Here is a 21,954-nt window from a genome sequence, read left to right as displayed (position 1 = left end):
TTAGTGAAAGTGCGTGTACGTTTCTGTCCCTTTCGCTAGTTTGCCCCGATAGATCCAGTGGATCATTACCGTGTATCCGGTGATCAGAACGATGCCAAGGACCCACCAGACAATGGCTACATTCATGCCATACTCGGAAGTAGAAGCGGAATAAATCGTGATATCAGGATTGATGTTATTCGTGCTGGGAAGCAGCGATGGAAATAGTCCTGCTATTGCCGTGACGAACATCCCACCAATGAAAAGGCTGCTACAAATGAAGGCAGCAAAAGTTTTGTCCTTTTTTTGGAATTGCGTATTGGCGATCAGAGCCACCAAACTTACCAATGGAATGAACAAGAGCGGCCATTTTTCCGTCAGGCGGTTCGCAATTCTGGGTTGAATATCCGGGATCAGGTTGAAAGAGATGACCATCAACGCCAGCACTGCGACTGATAGGATCACATTGGCTTTCTTGATCCGGTCAGACAGGTAATTGTCTTCAATTTTGAGTAGTACCCAATTGCCACCATGCAATGCAAATGTCAAGGTCGCGATCAGTCCTACGAGCAAAGTAAAAATATCGATGACGCCTACGTCTTCTCCCGGGAAGAAGGTTGTCCAGAATGGAGCGAAGAAGTAATGTGCTTCGTAAACGGATGTGCCATCAGTTACTCCTCCCAGATTGACGCCTCTAAGTATATTCCCAAAGGCAATACCAAAGATCAATGCAAGCAATAAGCTGGATAGTCCGAATAAACGATCCCAAAACGACTTCCACATCGGGTGATCGATTTGATTCCTCAGTTCAAGACTGATTGCCCGGCCCATGATCAACCATAATACGAGCATCAGTGGTAAATAGAATCCGCTGAAAAAAGAAGCATACAAGGTAGGGAAGGCCATAAACATCAATGCACCACCGGCGACCAGCCATACTTCATTGCCATCCCAAAATGGCCCAATACTGCGTCGGATGAGCATGCCTTCTTTTTCATCACGCGCAATGAACAAAGCCAGAATCCCAGCGCCAAAATCAAAACCATCCAGGATGGCGTACATGACGAACATGAAGGTCAAAATACTAAGCCAGGTGGTCTCCATCGTTTTGTGATTTAGGTTGAGAAACAGGTGCCGGTCCGAGGTTGATAATTCTTCCTACAAGCAATAAGAATAGTAGCCCAAGTAAAAAGTAAAGTCCGATAAAGCCAAGAAAAGTAAACAAGGTATTTCCTGCAGAAACCGTAGGTGAAGCGCCTTCGGCAGTTCGTAGTATCTTATAAACCAGATAGGGTTGACGACCCAATTCAGCGGTCATCCAACCTGCCGTGTTGGCAATGTATGGAAGAGGTAGGAATGCCATGATGAGCCATAACAACCAGCGCATTTCAAATAATTTTTTGCGATACAAAAAGAAGGCCGCCGCTGCCATCAGTCCGATGAAAAGTGTGCCTAGCCCAACCATCACATGAAAGGAATAGTAAAGCAATGGAATGTTGGTTGGCAGTTCTTTCTCCGGGTATTCATTCATGCCCTTGACCTCAGCCTGAAAACGCGTATAGGTGATCAAGCTCAACACATAGGGAATATGAATTGGATTGTCGATCCGCTTCATTTCCATGTTGGGTTGCCCAATCAGTACGATGCCTGCCCCTTCTTCCGATTCAAAAAGCCCTTCCATAGCAGCCAGCGTCGAAGGCTGGAAATTGGCGACATTCTTGGCTTGCTGATCACCGGTGGGGAAGGCCACTAAAAAGGAAGCGATAAGCCCGCTGATCACTCCAATTTTCAGGAATAACTTTCCGAATTCCTCATGTTTCTTCATCAAAAGATAAAACGCTCCGATTCCCGCTACTACAAAGGAAGAAGTGACCAGAGAGGCGATCATATTGTGTGCATATTCCCAGTACAACCATGGATTTTTAAACAGCGCCGAAAAGCTGGTCAACATGACCTTACCACTTTCATCAATGATATAGCCCACCGGATTTTGCATCCAGGCATGTGTCGCGATGATGAAGAATCCACTAAGCCAGGAACCCAGGAATACGCAGAAGCAAGCAGTCCAATGAAGCCATTGGGGGATTTTCTTTTCTCCAAAGAGCATCAGACCAATGAAAGCACTTTCCAGGAAGAAAGAAAACATACCTTCCATGGCCAGCGTCTGACCTACCACACTACCGGTCAGTTCCGAGAATTTTGCCCAGTTGGTCCCAAATTGAAACTCCATTGGTATACCGGTCACCACGCCCATCACAAAGTTGATGGCAAAGATCTTGATCCAGAACCTCGCCGCTTGATGATACTTATGATCATCTCTTTTCAATGCGATTGACTTCATGATCAGGATCAATAAAGACAACCCCATGGTCAGTTGAGGAAACAGGTAATGGAATGTGATGGTGAAGGCAAATTGCAAGCGATCGTATAAGATCATGTCTTCCATAGACAGCAGGTTTTGAAGTGTGCGATTTTGCTGATGACAAAGGTCGCTCAGGATGTTGAATCGTTCCAATAAATGAACGGAAATCAGGGGTTGAGGTCGAAGATTTATCGCTAGTTTTTGCAGAATCTGGTAATGAATGCAACAAAGAGCTGTTAATGGAAATAAAATTTTGAAAGAAGAATGAAGTCAATTAATATTGATCTTGAAATAACTAACAACTTAAAGCAAAACATTCTAAATCATGAGCAACAACAAATCTCTTCTGCAGATTAAGGTTTTGAATTTTATGGTGATCGCTATAGTCGTCGGTTGGATTGCCTATTCCCACGCTACTCGATCAAAAATAGCTTTTGTGGATTCTAATCGTTTGATTGAAAATTACAACGGTATGAAGTTCGCTCGCGAAGCTTTTCAGCAAAAGACCTTACAATGGCAGGCCAATATCGATACCTTGACCGCTGAATTCAAACGAGCTGTGGATGATTTCGAAGGATCGAAAGCCCAATTAACAGCGAAAGAAGCGGAACTTTCTAAGCAATTGATTGAGACCAAAAGGAAACAACTGGTTGATTATCAGCAGGCAATTCAGCAACAATCTCAGCAAGAAGATTTACAGATGACTCAGAAAGTGTTGGCAGAGGTCAATGGATTGATCAATGAGTATGCTGAGCAGCAGGGTTATGATATGGTGCTTGGTGCTTCCGGTAATGGAAACATCGTATATGCAAAAGAATATATGGATATCACCAATGACGTGATTGGTATATTGAATACAAAATAATTGGAGCGTTAACGCGCAATAAAAGACATCATGGCTAAAAAACAACTTAAAGCATCGTGCTTTATAATAGTCCTTATTGTATTGGTGGGATGTACGCCTGAATTTCTTAATGAGCGAGAATTGAATGCATATATTCAAGATACTTCTCATGGTTTAAAGAAGGAAAAAGCAGTTGGACCGATTGGATTGAGTGTGATATATCGTCCGACAGAATTCCTGATTTATCAGGAATTAGGTCAAGACAAGGATCTAAACAAACGAATACTTCTGGAGAAGAAATACAAAGACCATGTTTATTTCTTGTTGGATTTAACTGCTGGAGATCGGGACATCCTATACGGCGCATCTGCAGGTCAGGCAGATTTCAGCGGTAAGTTGCAAACACTTTCCTTCAACATGGGGGCCTATACTCAGCTCGTCACATCAAAACAAGACACCATTCCAGTGATTGATTACATCTACAATCGGAATTTCGGAATCAGTAAAAGCAGTACACTACTATTCGTATTTGATAAAGAAAAAATAGAAGGGGCAGAATCCTTCGCATTTCAACTAGAGGAATTCGGATTCAATACCGGACTTCAGCGATTTGAATTCACAACTAAAGATATTTTATCCACACCCAAACTAACAGAACTCCGATGGTAAAACGAAACAACTCTTCTATCATCACCATTCTTCGCCGTTATTCCAAAGTGATAACGGCTTTCCTGGTGGTTAATTTCATTACGTCAATGGTATACCCGTTGGCTTCCTTTGCGTTGACGTCCGGTCCGACAGCACCTGAGTATACGAGTTTTGAGCCGGTAGATACAACGGATCTTGTTAACCTGTTGACCGGAGACATGGTCTATAATATTCCTTTATTGGAAATTCCAGGACCAGCCGGCGGGTATCCCTTATCACTTTCTAATCATGCAGGAATTCAACCTAATGAAGAAGCATCTTGGGTAGGATTAGGCTGGACGCTAAATCCGGGTTCCATTTCGCGGACAGTCAATGGTTATCCAGATGACCAGAAAGAAGCAGTAAGGACCCGGCGTGATTACCATACGGGAGGGACAACAAATGTTTACTCAGTTGGAATCGGAATTCCAGGAATAAATTTTGGTGTGTCTGTCTCACAGGATACTTATCAAGGACTGGGTGTGGGGCAGAGTCTCGGTTTCGGTTTACCCATACCAGGCCCCGTGAGTGTCGGATTGACTATGGGTCATGATGGATATGGTAATGGATCAACTTCTGCAAACGCCGGATTAAGAATCGGTAAATCTTCAGCAGAAAGCTCGAACCTGACTGGCAGCCTGGGAGTTTCGACGAATTTCAAATCGGTATCTTTTTCCGGGGGTGTGAGTAGTTTGGGGCAAGATGGTGGATCTTATTCTTTAATAGGAGCTTCAATTGGTAGTAAGGGGCTTAAACCTTCTGTAAGTGTTGCAGGTATTTCTGCTTCTCAACAAAATGGACGTGCGAATAACTGGACTACTAATAGCCATGGATTTTCAATACCAATTCCACTGGATCCCAGTCTTTCTACCTGGTTAACACTTGGCTATCGATTCAATCGATATTTTATAGATGAAGAATCAGATGTGAATGTCGTAGGTACCCTACATTCCCAATTTGCAGGGTCCAGATTTGAAGCCGATTATGACGATTTGTCATTTGATTCCTATTCACTTGTAGAAATTGAAAAGGATTATATAGAACAAGAACCAGAAAAATCACGAGGAGGCAGTTTTCCGGCTTATGACCAATACAATGTAACGGGACAGGGTATTAGTGGGAGTATGCGTCCACATATTCTTGAGCCAGGAAATCTATTCAGACAAAATGTTAAAAATGGAGATAATTATACGCTGAAATTCTTAAAAAAGGGTAGGGCTTTACCTACGGCCAATTTTAGATTTATTAATGACTTTTCGGCATATAATACATATGACGAAAACATTCGAATGACCCTTCAGGACTATTCAATTGATGGTCATTCCGAAAAACCCTCCGGTGGTTTTTATAATGAAAAATTAGCTGGGTCAAAAAGTGTAGAACACTACACTAACCAAAATATAATAGATGGAACAGCGCTGAATAATGGGTTGATCTTGACGGATAATCTGATTGATGCTAATCGTCTTACTAGATACAATACAGATCTTAGCGATCAGGTAGGAGGTTTTAAAGTAACGAATGAATCAGGTGTTACCTACCACTACAGCCTACCTGTATATGCATATGGTGAGTATTCATTAAACCAGCTAAAAGACAAGCCTAAAAATGCAGCGGGAGAGATTTTCACGGAATATCATCATAATGAAGCCTATGCATACACCTGGTTGCTAACAGGAATTACTGGACCTGATTTTGTGGATAGAGGTGGTGTCTCTGGAGCAAGTAACGGATTTTTAGATGATGAAGATTGGGGCTATTGGATCAAGTTTGATTATGGGCTATGGACAGATAGTTACCATTGGAGAAATCCTTCTATTGGAATGCATTCGGATATCGAGAGTGAATATGAGACCTATTCCCATGGTACCAAAGAGATGTATTATCTCAACTCAATTGAGTCTTCATCCCACGTTGCCATTTTTGAAAAATCCATCAGAGCAGATGCTAAGAGCGTAATTAATCCTGCTGAAGGTGGGTTTGGAGTTGATCGAACACACACGACAAATTGTGGTGATGAATACTATGACCCAGATGATATTGACGTCTATGATTACTCTGTTGCTAGTTTAAAGCTTGATAACATTTACCTTCTGGATAAGGATTATCATGTATCCGGTATTGAAAACATGGGAACTGGGGCTCCCTATGTATTTGAATTTGATACTGAGCCATGTGCAGCGCAAAGTGATAAAATTCATTTTGGTGAAAATGTGATTGATGCTTCAGATTTAGATGAAACATATGGCGGAAGTACTTTACGTGATTATTTAACTAATTCATCGTTAAGGGTCATCGATTTCGGCTATGATTATTCTTTGCAAGACAATGTAGGACTAGCAGGGGTTATCAATAGTTTTGATGCCATAGGGGAGATTTACAACTCGCCCCCAAATTTATCTCTTCAACATACCAAATTGGGGAAACTTACATTGAATAGCCTTGAACTCCAAGGGAAAGAAGGTCGCTCTGTAACTCCCCCTATTGAATTTAGCTATGACTTGCAGAACGGTCCGGTCGTGGGACAAGCCTGGAGCGTAGCAGGTGACCAGGCAATAATGGTCGAAAATGCCCAAGATATTCAGCCAGGTGATCTCCTCAAAACAACATCGGGTTCTTACTTTGTCGTGGATTATAGTGCCGATGGTTTTTGGTTTTTACGAAACATTGCCGGAGATAATCTGGCCATTACTGAACAAACAATATCGTTTGAAAAAACAAAGAACCCTCCCTATGACAGAGAGGCTTTTGATATCTGGGGGTATTACAAATCTGACTTTGATAGCGACTTATGCAATGAGAATGAAAACTTGGCAAGGAAGGTAAGTGATCTTTCTGCACGTTCTACAGATGTTTGGAGCCTAAGAGGAGTATTAACAAGTTTAGGTGCGGAGATAAATTTTGAATATGAGTCTGATAAATATCAGTCACCAGTTCTTTATAAGCACCACTTAGTCTCAGTAGAAGATTATGATTACGTTGAAAACAAGATTGTAATTCCTGAGTCTTACCCCGATTTAAATTCTTTATATACGGTTGGTAGTGAAATAGAGTTTTTATATCAATGGGAGTATGAATACCACTTAAATAATGGTGATATTATCAAATACTACGAAAACTCACAGCAAACAGCGACCATTGAATCAATTGTTGATAATAATTCCTCCAAATACCTAACGATATCTGATATTCCCGATCCGGCAGGCAGAAAAAGAGAGGAAGGTGAACGTGGTTGTATCCCTTTTTATCAACAAAACAGCGAAACAGATCAATATTACCTGGAAATACATGAGGGCAATCATTGCCTCTATAGATCTGAGGAAGATGGTCATTATTTGCAAGCTTCAGACTTGACTTTTGTAAATAATCATACTGCGTACAGCACTTGGGATAATGAACGTTTTGCAGTTGGTACAATTTCAATTCCCCCAAATGGGCAAGGAACTTGGGGCGGAGGCATAAAAGTCACCTCCGTGAATCTGCTTAACCCTACTAATGGAAGAATCAACACAACGGAATATGATTACTCGTCTGCTTCTGCCAGTACCTCTGGTGCAACCTCTTATGAGCCATATGGTCAGGATGTAGCCCATTATGTAATAGAGTTTGACCCACATCCTCTTTATCCATGGGTATTACCTAAAAAGAAAATGTTTGAGAAATATGTCAATAAAACCCTCTCGGAACTGCTGCAGATTTCTCGAGAAGTTCCTGCTCCAGCAGTTTTATACGACCTTGTCACCGTACGTGAATTCGTGGATGATAATCAGGTTTCAGGGAAAGTAGAATATGATTTTCAAGTATTCGAAGAAGGTTTTGTAGAACGAGAGAAGATTGAGGAAAATGCGGAAACGGTTTCAGTGAGTATATACTGTAGTTGTGCGGATATTGAAAATGCTTGCTTGACGGATAACGAATATTCTTGTGATCAATCACTTCCTATTCCCTGTAGCACTTTACAGACACTTTGTGAGAATGATCCCGACGGGTTTTTAAATGAGACAGTTGATGTTAATGTTGATAAGATAAAACCAATAACGATCAGAGATTATTCTGCTAGAGCAGGTAGTTTGAGAGGTGTTAAGACCTACGATGTTAACGATAAGTTGTTAACAGAAACTTCAACAATTTTCCAATATGACCTTGAAACAGGGGCGGATTGGAAAGAGAAGAATGCGAATTACCGAACTACATTAAGTCAAAATTACCGAAATCAGGGAGTAATCCAGGAGCTTTTTTCAGAGTACAGAATAGCATATGGAGACCAGGGTGGTCACTACCGAGTATTCAGCAAAAAGGAAGAATATCCAGTGATTGTCCGAGAACAAATCAAGAAGGACTATCGAACAGGTATCGAATCTGTGACGACAAATCTCGGGTTCGATTTATTTTCTGGAGAAGTGGATCATCTCATGCTTGAAGATCAGTATGGAAACCAAACAGTAACTAAAACAGTACCTGCATATCATTTTTATGAGGATATGGGCCCTTCAGTCAATGGGGGAAATAATATGCTGACACAAGAAGGTGCTAGCTATACTTATTTGATGTCCGATAGCTTTGATCCATCAACATTCAATCCTGCAACAAGTGTCAAGGACAATGCAATAGGATTAAAGGGGGCATCTTTTCAAACTTGGAGTGATCAACATCCGGTGATGAAAGGAAATGAGGAAGTTTCATCTTCCATCGATCCAGACAGTCGTGTATGGAAGCATTTGTCGACTTATACGTTTACAGGTAATTCTGATCCCACTTTAGTTCAGAAAGATGGCTCTTATGCGTTAACAACATTTTCGGAGATATCAGATGTTTCGGAGTTAAGTGCCTCTTTAGATTGGCAAAAAAACAACGAGATAACATTGTATGATATCTACTCCCATGCCTTGGAAGCTCAGGACATCAATGGAAACTTCGCCGCGACAAAAATGGACCTTTCGCAAGCGCGAGTCTATGCAACGGCGGCGAATGCTGCCTATTCCGAATTTGCTTTTTCTGGAGCTGAGGATGGCGATGATGAAGGAGTTGGGCCTAATAACTACGGAGGAGGAGTGACTCAACCGGTTGGAGAAAGGGTTCATTTATTTGGATCTGATGGTTTAGATGATTTCGGCTCCGGAGATGATGAGAAAACGCATACAGGTCTCTGGTCCGTCAAGGCTACATCTGGAGTAGCATTCAATTACAACGACCAATTGCGCAGTGGCCGAACCTACCGCGCACTGGTTTGGTGCACCGCTCAAGGTGGTGTAGAATTCCAGATTGAAGTAGCTGGTACAAGTTTGAGTGTAAGTACGGAGCCCTTGGGAAGCAGTAACGGTTGGTATTTACATGAGGCCGTTTTCGATGTAGATGATGGCACGAATAATCTCTTAAATACTGACATTGATGTGGTTGCCGTGGGAGGTAATGTCAAATACATTGATGATTTCCGAGTGCATCCGGTCGATGCAGTTATGACAGCTTATGTCTACAATGAATGGGGGGAATTGTCTCATGTGTTAGATCAGAACAATCTCTACATGTATTATGAGTACGATGCTGTGGGGCGCCTAAAAAGTATAACACGTGAAACGTTTAAACACGGACCGGTAAAAGTCTCCGAAACAATCATTAATTACGCCAGATCAAACAACTAAGGAATTATGAAATTGAGATTGACTAACTCATTACATGAAGTCAGGAGATTTCAGGTAGTGAAAATCTTATTTGTCATTATCGCGTTTGGAATACTCCCACTCGCGGCAATGGGCCAAACAGGACCGCTTAAAGTATTGAAGGCCAGTAGCCACAACTATACGCCTTCACAGACTTATGCGAATGGCTCATGGTCTATTACAGGAGGAGGAACGCTTTCAGGAGCAACTACCTCAAGCGTAAGTGTATATTGGTCACAGACGGGCACTTACACGCTAAGTTATGGAATACCTAACCCGAATCCCTTTCCTCTACCAGGAGAGGAGCCAACCCTTGCCATCAATACCTGGACGGTGACGGTATATAATATAAACGTTCCAACTGTCTCAGTTGCTAATAGCTGCGGTCAGACTACCTTGACCCACAATGGTAGCCAATCCAATGTGACGTTTTACTGGAAGAAGCCTGGGTCCTCGAATTATGATGATTCAACAAATCCATTGACGGTAAGCACAGCCGGGATCTATTATGTGAGAGGTTACCACAGTGATGGAATTTGGGGAAACATCAGAACTACTACCATTACCATAGATAGCCCTCCAACCTGGTATAAGGATGGTGATGGCGATGGCTATTATTCTCAGACCCGGGTCCAATGTACGAGTCCAGGTTCAAAATGGTCGACAAGTTCTGGTAGTGGAAGCGATTGCGACGATACCAGTTCCAGTTTAACTACGCTATGTAATTATGCTTCAGGAGTAACCGGGACGAACAAAGTAGCCCGAACCTTATCGTATACTTACAACGCATCTACACCCGTTACCAATGGTAAATGGGAAGTAAGTGGAGGAGGAACGATTACAAGTCAAAATAATAACTCTGCCACAGTCAATTGGACGGCAACCAGTGGTACTTACTTCCTGAGATATGGGTTTGATATTTCGGATAATACACCAGGTGCCCAGCCGGGAACGTTGAGATTTCTGACCATAGGAGAAATTGCAGTTACTGTTTACAATATCACTAAACCTACAATATCCGTTGAGGTTGGATGTAGCCAAAGCACAATTTCACACAATGGCAGTCAGTCCAATGTTACCTATTATTGGAGATCACCTGGATCTTCGGCCTATAATGTTACTACCAATCCTCGAACAGTATCTACCGAGGGCACTTATTATGTGAAAGGATATCATTCGGATGGGGTTTGGGGACCCGCAAGATCTGCGACAGTGACCACCAATGACCCTCCGACCTGGTATAAGGATAATGATGGCGATGGCTATTATTCTGAGACTCGGGTCCAATGTACGAGTCCGGGTTCAAAATGGTCTACAAGTTCTGGTAGTGGCAGTGATTGCGACGATTCCAGTTCCAGTTTAACTACGCTTTGTAATTATGCTTCAGGAGTAACCGGGACGAACAAAGTAGCCCGATCCTTATCCTATTCTTACGACGCATCTACACCCGTTACTAATGGTAAATGGGAAGTGAGCGGAGGTGGAACGATTACCAGTCAAAACAATAATTCCGCCACAGTCAATTGGACGGCAACCAGTGGTACTTATTTCCTGAGATATGGGTTTGATATTTCGGATAATACACCAGGTGCCCAGCCGGGAACTTTGAGATTTCTGACCGTAGGAGAAATTGCAGTTACTGTTTACAATATCACGAAACCTACAATATCCGTTGAGGTTGGATGTGACCAAAGCACAATTTCACACAATGGTAATCAGTCCAATGTTACCTATTATTGGAGATCACCTGGATCTTCGGCCTATAATGTTACTACCAATCCTCGAACAGTATCTACCGAGGGCACTTATTATGTGAAAGGATATCATTCGGATGGGGTTTGGGGACCTGCAAGATCTGCGACAGTGACCACCAATGACCCTCCGACCTGGTATAAGGATGCCGATGGTGATGGATATTATTCTGAAACCAGAGTTCAGTGTTCTAGCCCTGGAGCTAATTGGTCAACAAATTCTGAAAATGGTAGCGATTGTGATGATACAAGTACTACATTGACCACTTTTTGCAACTATACGTCCGGGATAACGGGAAGTGATAAAGTCGCAAGAACTTTATCCAAGACGTATGACGCAACTTCTACCGTGACTAATGGCAAATGGGAAGTGAGCGGAGGAGGAACAATTACAAGCCAAAACAATAATTCAGCCACAGTCAACTGGACAGCTACCAGCGGCACCTATTTCCTAAGATATGGTTTTGATATTTCTGATGATACACCGGGGGCACAACAAGGAACGCTACGATTTTTGGCAATAGGAGAGATCGCAGTGACGGTTTACAACATCACAAAACCCACGATTTCTGTAACTGATGGCTGTGACGAAAGTACCTTAACCCACAATGGAACTCAGTCGAACGTGACTTACTATTGGAGACTTCCCGGCTCCAGTTCCTACAACAATACTTCTAATCCATTGACGGCCACCATCGATGGTACTTATTATGTAAGAGGCAAACATGCGGATAATGTTTGGGGTCCGATCCGATCGACTACAATAACCATCGAACAATCGGATACCTGGTATTTTGACCTGGATGGCGACTCCAAAGGGGATCCGAACAACACAGTGCAAGCTTGTTCTCAGCCATCCGGATATGTTGCCAATAATACAGATTGTGATGACACCTCGCCAGATTTGATAAGTAATTGCTCAGAAACGGCACTTATTTCAGGTGGCGATGGAAAAGAGGTAAGAGGAACCACTACGACTTTCTCCACAAACCTTACCAATACCAGTGGCTATTGGACGCTCTCTTCCGGTGGTACCACAGTTCAAAGCCCAACTTCGCTGGATGTTACATGGACTGCTGGAAGTGGTTCCGCCACGATAAGCTATGGATACGACATCACCCGTTATATAAGTGGAATTCCTACATCAGAGTATTACATATTAGGTACGAAACAAGTAAACCTTTATGATCTTTCAATTCCAACGATTACCCAGAATAGTGTGTGTGATGAAGCCAATGTTTCCCATGACGGGAATGAAACGAATGTCACCTTTTATTGGCAAACCAGTGCCAATGGACAAAGCATGTCTAATTCGGATAACCCTCGAATATTTGTAAATAGCGGTAATCATTTCCTAAGAGCCTATCACAGTGATGGTGTATGGGGTATTGCAGCAGATGTTGATGTGGCATTTGAGGTGACACCCGGGGTTGTGCAGGTGTTGGATGCAACAAAAATTGCTGACATTGGGGAAAGCATTACGTTCGAAGTATTAAGTCCAGATCCTGGTTTGACCTATAATTGGCATGATCAACATGAAATTTTGCTTGGTTCTGGAGCAAGCTTTACGATTTCAAGTGTTGCTTCAAGCCAGTCTTTGACCGTAGAAGCTGAAGGCTCGGGAGGTTGCGTGAGTGAATACAGAACTCCGTTGAATGTAATCCTGACCGAAGTGTCCGGATACAATTGGACTCAATCAATTTCATACAAACCCGGGAGTAAAGTAGCCGAATCCAGGACTTATTATGACCTCACTGGTCTACCGGTTCAATCCCAGAGTAGGTTGTTTACGGAAGATAATATGCTGGTTACAGCAACTCTATATGATGACTATAACCGGCCTAGTACACAATCATTAGGGGCACCTACCGGAGCTACAACCTTTGGATATGACAATGAATTCCTTACCAATCCTACCTCTCCTGGTAGTCTTAAGTGGTATTACAGTGATGCTAACAATTGGGAGCCAAAAGTAGATATCACCACTTCTCCGTTTCTAACTACAGAATATTATGAGGATGGTACCGGTGATATAAAAACGACAGAAGGACCATTAGAATTTGCTAATCCTTCAATGAAGATATATTCACGTAAGTTTCCAGTGACTTCAGAATTGGATGGTCATTACCTGGCAGTAAGGGACGCCTTGTTACTTTATTCCTCTACTAGTCTTCAGGGGGAGGTGATTAAGACAGTGGTAAGAGATGCCAATGGAAATGAATCGGTTGCCTTTACCGATATGAATGATAACACTTTGGTGACGGCTTATGCGAATCTTACTGCTGAAGATAATGGAGTGAAGTGGGACCTTGAATTCGTCTTTGATGAGGCCACTAGCAATTTGACTGAGTTGGATTTTCATGTGCCACAATCAGAAACAGTTTTGACGATACCTGAATTTGATGGTGGGTTAGTAGAAATGATCTCTGATGTACCGGTTACAAACATCTCTTCTGTCGAAAAGGGCTTCTATCGATTATCAGCAGGTGATTTGAGCTACGAATATGACCTCTTTAATGCCTCCTTTAACTTTTACGATGATCTTGGAAGGATAATTGTCAGTGTTCCGCCTATGGGGGTTCAAGACATTCTTTCCAGAAGTGTGGCCTCTATCGATGCGGCGTATGTAGCAGAAATTCCTTTTGCGACTTATCACACCTATGATTTTCAAGGTCGTTTATTGGAGATGAAGGAGCCAGATGCCGGAATTACAAAATACATTTACCGACGTGATGGCAGCATCCGATTTTCAGAAAACGCCCTGCAAAGAGAAAAAGGAACATTTTCTTACACGAACTATGATGCATTAGGAAGACCTATTGAGTCCGGTGAATATGTAGGCACCACACATGAATTTAGTTCTTCTACCTTAATTTCTGCGTTAGAAACTACAGGTTACGAGGGAGGATTTATTACCGCGCCCTCGGATAGGAAGGACTGGATAAGGACACATTATGATATGCCAGATGCAGATCCAACGGCCATAGAAACTTTTGGCTCTGAAAAAGTCATAGCTACTCCTGTGAATTCAGGGACACACTTAGTTACAGCACGAAGTGCTATCAAACTAGCTATCGGATTTACCCATGATGCCTCCGCACAGGGTAACTTACTCCTCAAATTAGACGGAACTGCCACTAACCCACAATCTGCAGAATTCAATATCGATCAGGAGTTCGTTGTTGGCGCAGTTTCCTATACGGAAGGTACAAATACGAAAACCTGGTATAGTTATGATGAACAGGGTCGGGTGATCGAGATGAATACCTGGTATAAGTATTTACTAGGTGCGCCTAAGAAAATTCAGTATGAATACGATTTCCTCGGTAACGTAACCAAAGTGAAATATCAGGCTGGAAAAACAGATGCCTTCTATCATGCGTATGACTATGACGCAGATAACCGGCTATTGAAAACTTATGCGTCAGAAACAGAGTCGGAAGTAGATGGTCGCAATAGTACTGCCTTACAAGCCAAATACGAATACTATCTTCATGGCCCCCTAAAGCGAGTAGAGTTAGCTGAAAACCTCCAAGGAATTGATTACATCTACAATATTGCTGGACAACTTAAATCGATTAATGATCCTGATGACCTGACTGATGAAACGGACTTCTTGGAAGATGCCTTTGCGCAACGCTACGAATACTTCAGTGGAGATTACTTACGGAATACGGTTGTACCATCCAGCACGCCTGAAAATCCAACCTACAATGGTAACATAGCCGGGGTGATTTGGAAAAATGTGAATACTTCAGGAGTTGCCGAGACCGGTGAATACCAATATGCGTATGACAACCGATACTATTTGAAGCAAGCAGTTTTCGATGATCCAGCATCTTTCAATAGTAGCAGTCAAGCTTATAGAGTGGACAATCTGGCCTATGATCCCCATGGGAACATACAAACCCTATTAAGAAAGGATGTTGATGGAAATGCTCAATCTGGATTTGATGGGGTTAGTGGGCAGTATCAGTATTACTCAGGTAAAAATCAGTTGCAGCATGTCAACAACTACGCATCGTACACTTATGATGCGATAGGACAGATGACCGAACAGGTAAATCAGGATGGTTCAACCATGAAACCTGTTTACGATGTAACGGGTAAAGTGGTAGAAATCCTCGATGAGAATAATCAACTGAAGATTTCTTATGAGTACGATGATCGTGGGTTTAGAATTCGATCAGTAGATCATGAATTCAATAATGAGACAATCTATGTAAGAGATGCCTCAGGACAGCTGATGGCAATTTATGATAAGGCAACGGAGTATGAGCTAAAAGAACTGCCCATTTATGGTTCCAGTAGGCTGGGTACTTACTTCAAAGCTTCAAGTGAATCGCAATATGAAATAAAAGATCATTTGGGCAATGTAAGAAACCTCATAAGTCGTGTAACCAGGGATCAAATATATGCCACTGATTATTATCCTTTTGGTTCGCTGATGAAGCCAGCGGAGCGAGATGTCAACGGGAATATCATCGCTAATGGTACACCCGGAAGGTTTGGGTATCAGGGAGATTTCGCAGAGTTCGACGAAGAAACGGGGTTGAATTATTTTGAAGCTAGGTTCTATGACAGTAAAATAGGCAGATGGTTAATTGTTGATCCGGCAAGACAGTTTGCTTCGCCCTATCTATCAATGGGAAATAATCCAATTAGCAGGATAGACCCAGATGGTGCTTTTTCTCCTGATGATTGGGTTACTGATCTAAATACAGGTAAAATAAAATGGGTTTCTCATGACAAGTATGTTGCCAATGCATCGTCATATCAATTTTTAAGTGCAGATCCACTCTATTTTGGCCTTCCATCATTTATTGAACAAGTCGGATCTAATTTCAAATTCGCAGAACAAGATCCGCAACAAGTTTCTGGAATGAGCTTTTTTAGTTTAGATAGATCTATGACAATGATGTCTCAAAAAGGTTATATGCTTGCTCCAATTCTTGAATTTAAGAGCACCTGGACTCATCACTATTCTCCTGGAAGATCTCAAGATCATACAACCAGTGTTTGGGAAGCAATGCTTTATGTACCAAAAGGTTATGAGCCGATAATTTCCAAGGATATTAAAGCAATAGATCTTCAGGGTGGACTGGTGACAAAAGCTTTTATTTCCCACTCTTATGGAGAAAATGCAAAAAATGGATTCAAAACACTTCTAGATATTTATAAAAACTCTAGAACTGCTTTTGGAGATAATTGGATTATTGGAGACCCTGCAGGAGGTGGGAATTTAACAGTTCCGCATGTAACAATTCATAAAGGTTGGGGACGATACCCAAAAAATGGGGCAAATTATGGCTACAGACCGGGCGGGGCAGATCGCGCAAAAATGTTTAGAACAAGAAATTAATATGAGATATTATTGGTTGATAATAATTTTCTTAGCCTTTGGAGCTTTTTATTCTTGTGATACTGATTTAAAGCAATTACCCGTTACCGGGCATCAAAAATTTGATTCATTATTAAGGTTACACTTTCCTAAGGGTCGTCCAATGTTTGACGTTGCTACTTTTCCATATATCCAAGATGAGCTTTTCATTCCTGAAGACTTTTTGCATACTGGTGCTTATTACAGAGCTACATATTCACTTTCTTCAAATGAGTTAGCGGAGCTAAAAAAATCTTTAGACGGGCATGAAAAGGTATTGAATCACGACGAGTGCTGTTTTATTTGTCAAGGTGACAAATCAGGCACTTATCGAATGGAATGTTCAGAATTTGAAGTGCCTGTTTCATTATTTGCTTTGGAACGAGAGCAGCTTGGCATTGACGGTGCTTTTTTAAGTTCTGATTTTGACCTATATATTGTAGATGCTGAGGAAGGTAGCTTTGTACCTTCAAGGAATTTAATCAATAGACCGTGCTCAAATTTTTGGGATCACGGTTTTTCAAGAGGATTGGCAATTAGCGAAGGACGAGGAGTTGTCATTTATTGGATTGAATTTTGGTAGCTATTTACCCCCAATAGCGCTCGTTTGTAGCCATAGCCGTCAGGTTAAGCATAAGATTAGAGCAAGTCGAACATTCCATACGATGAAAAATCACTAACTAGATTAAAAGAAACCCTACACCAGTCAGTGCTTTGATGATGAGCAATTGGATGAGGTTGCAAAATCTCAAACACTCGCTCGGCTCATTCGAGTGAGGTATATTTTATAGGATTTTAGACTGGGAAACCTAACACGAAATGCTCAAATACTCGCGCGGTTGTATCCATACCCACTCGCCTGCTATTCGAGATGTTCCGTTAGGGCATCTTGAACGAAAGACAGAATCGGGTCTTAGACGCGTGGAAGAGCTACAGTCCTTTGCAGTAAGCAGTAGCGTAAATGGTTTTCCCGGGTACGCTACTTTATATTCCTGTGGCCTTCATCCATAAGGATTGGCATCAAGTGCCGCTACAGCTAGATCTCCTCCGGCTTTCACCATTTGCTGCTGCGATTTATTTAGTTTTTTCATCTTCTTTTGATTTTATCTGGTAATACTTCCTGCCGAATTCCAGGCAGTACCTGCTTTTATACGGACCTGTTGCTGTTTACTTAGTTTATTCATGATTTAGAAAGGTTAGCGGCTGAAGCCCAGACGGTACCTCCTTTGATGCGTTGCTGATTGTGCTTACTGATTTTTTTCATCTTCTTTTTTTAATGAATATAGAAAGAATACCCCTTGAAGTCTAGTATCTGATTCATTTCCTCTTGACTTCCTATCCATTCGTCGAAAAAAAAAGAACACAATTCAAATCAAGATACTAATTTGTCTTCGTATCCAACCAACACCTCTTAGATGAAGAAGATCAATCAACAGATAGGGCTTGCATTGCTCCTGTGCCTCATTTCATACTCGTCGTTATTAGCACAAGATGATTACCTCAAACGGGAACGACTCCCCGATAATATCAACACGGAGTTTACGGAGACCAAACCCATCATTTCATATGATAACCGTACCTTGTTCCTTACCCGACAGAATCATCCGGACAATACCGGAGGCCGAGGGGACATTCAGGATATTTATTATTCTCCAAGGGATGCGAATCAGGGTTGGACAACCCCAATCAATATGGGCTCTCCATTAAATAATCAGCACCCTAATGGCATTTCTGCCTTATCGAAAACAGCAGATACCGCCTTAGTGATCAATGTTTTTGATGGCGATAGTTATGACAAAGGGGCATCCATTTCCATGAAAGAAGGAGAGAGCTGGAGCACACCTAAAGCCATCAACATTAAGAAATTCAGGAACTTTAGTGATTATGTCGATTACTTCATTTCCTCTACTGGTGAACATCTGTTTTTGGCGATAGAAAGCCGTGACACCTACGGCGACCAGGACATTTATGTAAGTACCAAAATCGACGACTTCAATTGGACGGAGCCTGTAAACATCGGTAGTGGAGTTAATACGGAAGCGGCGGAGTTCTCTCCCTTTTTATCTTCCGACAATAAGATCCTATTCTTTGCCTCGTACGGGCATGATAGCTATGGGGATGCAGACATCTTCTATAGTGAACGCCTCGATGACACCTGGACCAATTGGTCAGAAGCCAAGAACCTGGGTGAAAATGTGAATACTGAAGGGTTTGAAGCCTATTACACGATCCCTGCACGTGGGGATTGGGCTTACTTCGTTTCGGATGTAGAAAGTAATGCCAATTCAAGAGACATCTTTCGAGCACTCATTCCATTGGAACTGAACCCTACACCCGGTGTGATTGTATCCGGGATCACCATGAATGAGCTGACCAAAGCGGCCATCACCGCCGAAGTGAACATCACGGAAATTGATGGTAAACTGGAGCCTAAGACTTTTACTACCGACAATGACAAGCACATTTACAGAAGGTCTATTCTGGAGTTTCCAAGGACTTTCAGATTACTGGTTGAACAAGCTAATTACATGACCACATCGCAGTATTTGACGGTGGAATACAGCGACAAGCGTGAGGTAAAAGCCGATCTCTATTTGGTCCCAATTGAAGTGGGTAATACACTCATTTCTCATGACGTCCGGTTTGATGGATCAGTGTTGACTGACATGGGACTTGAAGAACTAGAAAGAATGGTGGCTTACCTGAATGAATATCCCGAAATTAAATTTTCGATTGTCACGCACGTAGCTAATTCGGGGGATGCCGATAAGGATAAAAGTTTATCTGTGGATCGTCTTCAAACCATCGAACTATTCTTTCAAAATGCCGGTATTGACCCTTCCCGACTCACCTTCGCTTCAGCTGGTTCTACCGAATCATTCGATAATGTGAATGCTTATAAAATCTTTGATACCGAGCAACCTGATGACCGGGTAACTTTCACCATCTATGCAGATCAGGATGGTGATGGTGTAGAAGATCCAAAAGATAAGTGCATTGATGAACCAGGCATTCCTGAAAACAGTGGTTGTCCCGAAATTGCAGAGGACATTCTTCAAGTTTTTGAACAAGCGCTTCAAGGGATCCAGTTCGAAACAGCTAAGGCTGTTATCAAGCCTGAGTCCTTCTCTATTTTGGATAATGTGGTAGAGATCATGAAGAACAATGATGCGTTCTTCTTGAAAATTGAAGGGCATACCGATAGCCAGGGTGGTGATGATGCGAATCAGGTTTTGTCTGATAATCGCGCTAAATCAACGATGAAATACCTAACGGATAAAGGAGTTGCGGCCGAACGCCTGAAAGCATATGGTTTTGGGGAGACGCAACCAGTAGCCGACAATGAAACTGCAGCAGGCCGGGCTAAGAACCGGAGGGTAGTGTTCGAAGTAGTCTTCGACGCGGCAGATCTATAAACACAGCTTGATTAGTATATTAAAGAGCTCAACCAGTAGGTTGAGCTCTTTTTTTGGCCTTGATTAAAGGCTCATTTTCTCTTTGAAACGGGCCGCTTGTCGGCGACTTACTTCTACTTTCTCACCACCTTTCAATTGCACGAGCAAACCACCGTTGAACCAGGTCTCAATGGTTTCTACCCAGGAAAGGTTAATGATGTGCTTTCGACTGGCTCTGAAGAAATTCCGCTCATCCAGCTTTTCATCCAAAGCATTCAGTGACTTGTGGATCATGGGCTTGAAGGTGCTGAAATATACTTTGATGTAGTTGCCATCGGATTCAAACAGCCTGATGTCTGATAGACGAACAAACCAACAGCGATCTCCGTCTTTTACAAAAACCTGATCATCGCCACCAAGTCTTTTCTCAGAAGTACTGGCTACTTCTGGTGTTTCTTTGGCTTCCTCTTTCGTAAGCTTATTGATGCTTTCGGTCAGGCGATCCGGTTGGACAGGCTTCAATAAATAATCCAGTGCATTTACATCGAATGCCTTCAACGCAAATTCATCGTGGGCAGTAGTAAAGACTACCTTGGGAACGGTTTCCAGCTCTTCCAGCATCTCAAAGCCCGTTTTACCAGGCATTTGAACATCGAGGAAGATGAGTTCGGGGTTCAACTCTTTTATTTTTTCGATGCCATCGTCGGCATTGACCGCTTCTCCGATGATTTCAATCTCTTTGTATTCATCAAGAAGTTTGATCAATTCTTTGCGGGCCAGCCGCTCGTCATCTATTATCAGTGCCTTCATAAAGGTTAACTTAACATTTTTTCATCACAATGGGGCCAGACTACCTTGACCTTCTGGCAACTCTATGGTCGTAAGTACCATGCTTTGATCTTCATTACTGATCCTGAATGAAGCCTCATCTCCGTAGATCAAAGACAGTCTTTTTTTGGTGCTTAATAACCCATAACCAACATCAAGACGCAAACCTCCGTTCGAAAATTGTCCACTATTTCGAATTTCAATCTTTAGCCGTTCGTCATTCACAGAAGTTCGAATATCAATCACACCTCCCTCTTTTAAGGTGGAAATTCCATGCTTGATGCCATTCTCTACTAAAGTCTGCATCATCAATGGAGGGATTTGAAATCGATTGGATTGCGGATCAAGGTTGATTTTGGTATTTAGTCTTTCTTCGTATCGGATGGATTCGAGTTGCAAATAATCCATGACCGTATTCATTTCGTCCTCGAACGGTACTAATTTTTTATGATCCATACTCAGCGACTTTCTGAGGATGTGCGACAACTGGGTAATGGCGTTCTTGGATTTAGCCGGATCTTCGTCTACCAATGCCCGTATACTGTTCAGTGCATTGAAGATAAAATGCGGATTTAATTGTGCTTTCAGGTTGTTTAATTCTGTCTCCCGGGCAGCCGCCTGGTATTGCAGCGATTTATTGAATCGCTCGATGTACAGGAAGGACAAATAAGCCATCGTCCATACAAAATATAATATGACGGATATGGAAGAATTGAGGGTCAAAGAAACCAAATTGAGCTCTCTGGAAAGATTCAGGTCTCCTATGGAATACGAAATGGCCATCAGGAAGAAATAATTGATGATCGCCATGAAAGTAATAAAGAGGAGTACCCTGGGGATCACCACGAACCATCGATATTTGATCAGACCTGTTCTCAGTATAATCTCCCGCAATGCGTGCGAGGAAAGGATATAAAACCCTACGATAAATAACTCGCCGATCACTTTGGCTGCATCCAACTTCTCGGCCGTGGAGTAAAGGAAAACCTCTAATACACCGTAAAAGCTCCATGCCATGATCTGGCATATCCAATAAATACTCTTTTTGTTATTCAGCATTAGGGGCAGGTC

Annotated in this window: 10 protein-coding genes; 6 read left to right on the top strand and 4 right to left on the bottom strand. The window is 42.2% G+C overall.

What is annotated here, in order from left to right; genetic code table 11:
- Both cydB and R8G66_27270 read right to left on the bottom strand, forming a co-directional pair.
- Positions 1-1,083 carry a cytochrome d ubiquinol oxidase subunit II gene (cydB, locus tag R8G66_27275; GenBank protein MDW3196104.1) on the bottom strand — a complete coding sequence of 361 codons (1,083 nt, stop codon included), beginning with the start codon at positions 1,081-1,083 and terminating at the stop codon, positions 1-3.
- Positions 1,064-2,425 (bottom strand): cytochrome ubiquinol oxidase subunit I, encoded by a 1,362-nt coding sequence (locus R8G66_27270; protein ID MDW3196103.1) that lies wholly within the window; start codon positions 2,423-2,425, stop codon positions 1,064-1,066. Before R8G66_27270 ends, cydB begins: the two co-directional genes overlap by 20 nt.
- Positions 2,426-2,666: 241 nt before the next feature.
- On the opposite strand from R8G66_27270, the gene R8G66_27265 reads away from it, so the two are divergent.
- The 6 genes from R8G66_27265 to R8G66_27240 all read left to right on the top strand — a co-directional run bounded on the left by R8G66_27265 (position 2,667) and on the right by R8G66_27240 (position 20,076).
- A complete protein-coding gene (locus R8G66_27265) occupies positions 2,667-3,206 on the top strand; it encodes an OmpH family outer membrane protein (protein ID MDW3196102.1) in 540 nt (179 codons plus the stop codon).
- A gap of 30 nt (positions 3,207-3,236) precedes the next feature.
- Entirely contained in the window at positions 3,237-3,854 is a 618-nt protein-coding gene (locus R8G66_27260; protein ID MDW3196101.1) for a hypothetical protein, read from the top strand.
- Positions 3,848-9,511: a hypothetical protein gene (locus R8G66_27255; protein MDW3196100.1), complete on the top strand. Its 5,664-nt coding sequence runs from the start codon at positions 3,848-3,850 to the stop codon at positions 9,509-9,511. The genes R8G66_27260 and R8G66_27255 overlap by 7 nt, the downstream gene beginning before the upstream one ends.
- Before the next feature lie 6 nt (positions 9,512-9,517).
- Positions 9,518-16,642 (top strand): RHS repeat-associated core domain-containing protein, encoded by a 7,125-nt coding sequence (locus R8G66_27250; protein MDW3196099.1) that lies wholly within the window; start codon positions 9,518-9,520, stop codon positions 16,640-16,642.
- Entirely contained in the window at positions 16,587-17,243 is a 657-nt protein-coding gene (locus tag R8G66_27245; protein ID MDW3196098.1) for a hypothetical protein, read from the top strand. The genes R8G66_27250 and R8G66_27245 overlap by 56 nt, the downstream gene beginning before the upstream one ends.
- An 832-nt stretch (positions 17,244-18,075) precedes the next feature.
- Positions 18,076-20,076 carry an OmpA family protein gene (locus R8G66_27240; GenBank protein MDW3196097.1) on the top strand — a complete coding sequence of 667 codons (2,001 nt, stop codon included), beginning with the start codon at positions 18,076-18,078 and terminating at the stop codon, positions 20,074-20,076.
- Positions 20,077-20,139: 63 nt separating this feature from the next.
- On the opposite strand, the gene R8G66_27235 is transcribed toward R8G66_27240, so the two are convergent.
- Positions 20,140-20,865: a LytTR family transcriptional regulator DNA-binding domain-containing protein gene (locus tag R8G66_27235; protein MDW3196096.1), complete on the bottom strand. Its 726-nt coding sequence runs from the start codon at positions 20,863-20,865 to the stop codon at positions 20,140-20,142.
- A 24-nt stretch (positions 20,866-20,889) separates the two neighbouring features.
- Positions 20,890-21,942, bottom strand: a complete 1,053-nt coding sequence (locus R8G66_27230; protein ID MDW3196095.1) for a histidine kinase — start codon at positions 21,940-21,942, stop codon at positions 20,890-20,892.
- Positions 21,943-21,954 lie beyond the last annotated feature (12 nt).

It is taken from the genome of Cytophagales bacterium, assembly GCA_033344775.1.
Taxonomy (GTDB): Bacteria; Bacteroidota; Bacteroidia; order Cytophagales; family Cyclobacteriaceae; genus JAWPMT01.
The sequence above is the reverse complement of the archived record's forward strand: the minus strand, read 5'-3'. Positions and strand labels throughout refer to the sequence as shown.